General features: G+C 78.2%; 3 protein-coding genes. All 3 read left to right on the top strand.

Going from position 1 to position 4,210, the window contains the following annotated elements; translation table 11 throughout:
* Positions 1 to 1,077, top strand: a 1,077-nt coding sequence (locus E1258_RS30415; RefSeq protein WP_243715788.1) for a cytochrome P450, incomplete at its 5' end; no start/stop codon positions are given.
* A complete protein-coding gene (locus E1258_RS30420) occupies positions 1,074 to 2,045 on the top strand; it encodes an NAD(P)-dependent oxidoreductase (RefSeq protein WP_243715789.1) in 972 nt (323 codons plus the stop codon). The genes E1258_RS30415 and E1258_RS30420, both read left to right, overlap by 4 nt.
* Before the next feature lie 162 nt (positions 2,046 to 2,207).
* Positions 2,208 to 4,208 carry a bifunctional diguanylate cyclase/phosphodiesterase gene (locus tag E1258_RS30425; RefSeq protein WP_132407159.1) on the top strand — a complete coding sequence of 667 codons (2,001 nt, stop codon included), beginning with the start codon at positions 2,208 to 2,210 and terminating at the stop codon, positions 4,206 to 4,208.
* Positions 4,209 to 4,210: the final 2 nt, after the last annotated feature.

A 4,210-nucleotide genomic window follows, 5' to 3' on the forward strand; every position in this document is an offset into this window, starting at 1 on the left:
GCCCGGGGACGCCGCCGCGACCGTCGGGTCTACCTGCGGCGGTACCCACTGCTGTTCACCCTGCTCGTCGCCACCCGGCACCGGCCGGCGGTGCGGCTGGGGCGCACCGTGCTGGTGCACGACCCGCAGGTCTACCTCGACGCGCTCACCCGGCTGCCCCTGGACCGGGGCGCCGCCGGCACCGTCGGCGGGACCGCTCACCGGCTGGGCGCTGACGGGCTCCTGTTCGACCAGGAGGGCCCCGAGCACCGGCGGCTGCGCCGCGCCCTGCACGACGGGCTGGGGCCCGCCGGGGTGACCCGGCTGCGCCCGGTCTGGACGGCGGTGCTGCGCCGGCGGCTCGCCCCGCTCGCCGCCGGCGAACCGGTGGACCTGGTGCCGGTCGCCGCCGAGCTGGCCGGTGCCACGACCGCAGCGCTGCTCGGCGTGGACGCCGACCCGGCCGCCCTGGCCGCCGCGGCCCGCCGCGCCGCCGCCACGGCCGCCGCCGCGCAGCTGCCCGGCTTGCACCCACCCGGCCGGGCCCGCGCCGCCCGCCGGGCCGTGGCCGACCTGGTCGCCCTGCTCGGCCTGCCGCCGGACGCCGCCGGCCTGGCCGGCATGCTGGCCGTCGCCGCCGTCAACACCACCGTGGCCGGCCTTCCCCGGGCGGTCGCCTGGTGCGCCGACGACCGGCTGTGGGACGCCGCCGACGAGCCGGCCGGCCGGGACGTCCTGGTCGACGAACTGCTGCGGGTGACCGCGCCGAGCCCGCTGCTGCCCCGGGTCGCCGCCGCGGCCGGCACCGCCGCCGGCTGCCCGGTCCGGGCCGGGGACCGGCTGCTGCTGGTGGCCCGGCACGCCGCCGGGGCGCATCGCGCCGGGCCCGACCCCGTCGCCCCGGCCCCGTCCCGGACCGCGCGCCTGGTCTTCGGCGCCGGCCCGCACTCCTGCCCGGGAGCCCGGCTGGCCCGCGCCCAGCTCGCCGACACCCTCGCCGCGCTGGCCCCGTACCGGCCGGTCGTGGCGCGGGCCCGCGCCGACGGGCGCGCCGCGCTGCCCGGCTGGGCGCGCCTGGTGATCAGGGCCGGCGCGTGAACATCGCCGGGGCCGAGGTGGTGGTCACCGGGGCCAGCGGCTTCTGCGGTGCCGCCGTGGCCCGGGCGGCGGTGGCCGCCGGGGCCCGGGTGCGCTGCCTCGGCCGCCGCCCCGGCCCCGTCGGCCGGCACGTGGCGTGGGACGCCACCCGGGCGGCCCCCGACCTCGCCGGGGCCGACGTGGTCGTCCACCTCGCCGCGGCGGTCGGCGACCCGCCGCCCGGCCGGGCCGCCGAGCGCGCCTACCGGGCGGTCAACGTCGACGGGGCCGCCCGGGTGCTCGACGCCGCCGCCGGCAGCCCGCTGGTCTGGGTGAGCAGCGCCAGCGTCTACCGGCCCGGGGGAGCGGCCCTGGTCGCCGAGGGCCACCCCACCGACGGGCAGCTTTCCGCGTACGGCCGCACCAAGGCCGCCGGCGAACGCCTCGCCCTCGCCGCCGGCGCCGTCGTGCTGCGCCCCCGGGCTGTCTACGGTCCCGGCGACCCGCACCTGCTGCCCCGGCTGCTGCGGGCCCGCCGGGGCAGATGGCTGCCGGTGCCCGGCCCCGACGTCCGGCTCAGCCTCACCGCCGTGGAGAACCTGGCCGACGCCTGCCTGGCCGCGCCCGGCTGGCCGGCCGGGGCGTACAACGTCGCCGACGCCCGGCCGTACTCGCGCGACGCCGTGCTGCGCGCGGCGCTCGCCGCGACGGGCGACCCGGCGCGGCTGGCGCACCTGCCGGTCGGGCTGGCCGGCGCCGCCGCCTCGGCGGCGACCGGGTGGTCGCGGCTCACCCGCCGCGCGCCCGTGCTCACCCGGTACGCCGTCGACCAGCTCGCCCGCGACATGGTGCTCGACATCGGCCGGGCCCGCGCCCAGGGGTACCGGCCGCGCCGCGACTTCGCCGACTACCTGGCCGCGCTGGGCGGCGGGCAGCAGGCGGCGGGCAGCAGGCGGCGGACGGACGGCACTGACCGGGACGTAGCCTGACGCCGCGCCCCGGCGGGGCGCACACGGCGCGCAGCGCGCTCGTGCCCGTGGGTAGACTCCGCGGCGCGGCCGGACGCACCCGTTCCGGTGCCAGCGCGCAACGGCCCCCGGGCCGCGCTCCGCAACGGCCGCTTTCGGTGACAGGGATGGGGTGGCCACCAGGTGTTGACTCTGCCGGCGCTCGCGGCCGACGTCGCCTCCACCGCCATGCTGGTGCTCGCCCCCGACGGCCGGTGCCTCTGGTCCAACCCGGCCGCCGGCCGGCTCGGAATGCGGCCGGACGAGCTGCCGCTGGCGCGGGTGCAACCGGACGGCGCGGCCGTCGAGATCCCCTGGCCGGCCGCCGAGCACGCCACCAGGTGGCTGCGGGTGTGCTGCCACGGCATCGACTCCGACGGGCAACCCCTGCGCCTGTACGAGGTGCGCGACGTCAGCAGCGAACGCCGCGAACGCGAGCGGGGCCGCAACCACCGGTGGCGACTGGCGCACATCGAGCAGCTCGCCAAGGTCGGCACCTGGGAGTGGAACGTGGCGACCGGCGAGGTCGTCTGGTCCGACGTGCTGTTGCAGATGTTCGGCCTGCCACCTGGCACCACCCTGGACTACCCGTCGTACCGGCAGTTGGTGCACCCCGACGACATCGGCCTCATCGAGCGGACCCTGGACACGGCGCTGCGCACCGGCGCGCCGTTTTCGTACACCCACCGCATGTACCTGCCGGACCGCGCGACTCTGCGCGTCTTCGAGTGCTACGGCGAGGTCTTCACCGACGACTCAGGCGTCCCCGAGCGCGTCCTGGGCACCGCCCACGACATCACGGAGATCCGCCGGGCGCAGGACGAGTTGACCCGGCTGGCCGAGCGCGACCCCCTGACCGACCTGCCGAACCGGCGTGCCCTGCTCGCGCGCCTCGACGACCTGCTCGCCTCCGGCGGCGGGCGCTCCGGCGCCCTGCTGCTGATCGACATCGACAACTTCAAGGACATCAACGACGTGCACGGGCACGCCGTCGGCGACGACGTGCTGCGCGTGCTGGCCCGCCTGCTCGTGCGCCACCTGCCGTCCGGCACCGTGCTGGGTCGTCTCGGTGGCGACGAGTTCGCGGTCGTGCTGCCCGACGTCACAGCCGGCGAGGCCCTCGCCGTCGCCGAGGGCCTGTGCAACGCCACGGTGCGCAGCCCCGTGCCGCTGGTCGACGCCGGGCTGCGGGTCACCCTGAGCATCGGGGCCGCGTCGCTGGAGCCCGGCGACACCCGGGACGTCGCGCTGGCCCACGCGGACCTCGCGCTCTACGAGGCGAAGAACGCCGGGCGCAACCGGGCCCGGCTGTACCTGCCCGAGCAGTACCGGCACGCCGTGCAGCGGGTCAGCGTGGTGGCCCGGGTCCGCAACGCCCTCGACGAGCGCCGGATGCGCCTCGACGCCCAGCCGATCATCGACCTGCTTACCGGCGAGGTGGTCAGCCACGAGCTGCTCATCCGGCTGCGCGACGGCCGGGAGCCGGAGCTGCCGCCGGCCGCCTTCCTGCCCACTGTGGAGCGCGACGACCTCATCGGCGAGCTGGACCGGTGGGTGGTGGCCACCGCCACGGCGGCGCTGGCCGATCCGGCGGCCTCGGCGGCCAAGACCCGCTTTGACGTCAACATCTCCGCCCGGTCGCTGGAGTCCCCGGGCTTCGGCGACTGGGTGGTGGGTCGGCTGCGCACGGCCGGCGTCGAGGCCCGCCGGCTGGGCCTGGAGGTGACCGAGACCGCGGCGATCACCAACGTCGCGGCGGTGCGCAACCTGGCCGGTACGCTGCGCGACGCCGGCTGCCGGCTGAGCCTGGACGACTTCGGGGCAGGGTTCGGCTCGTTCGCCTACCTCAAGCACCTGCCGTTCAGCACCGTCAAGATCGCCGGTGACTTCGTCCGGCAGGCCGACCGGGGCGGCGCGGACCCGGTGCTCATCGACGCGGTCGTGCGCGCCGCGCACGGCCTGGGCATGCGCACGGTCGCCGAGTCGGTCGACCGCGACGCGCTGGTGCCCGCGCTGCGCCGGCTGGGCGTCGACGCCGGCCAGGGCTTCCACCTGGGCCGCCCCGTCCCGCTGGACGTCCTGCTCAACCGGGTGCCCGACGACCACCCCGCCGCCGACGTTCCGCCCCGACGTCCCGACCACTGACC

Origin of the sequence: Micromonospora sp. KC207, from assembly GCF_004348615.1 — a bacterium.
Taxonomy (GTDB): Bacteria; Actinomycetota; Actinomycetes; order Mycobacteriales; family Micromonosporaceae; genus Micromonospora.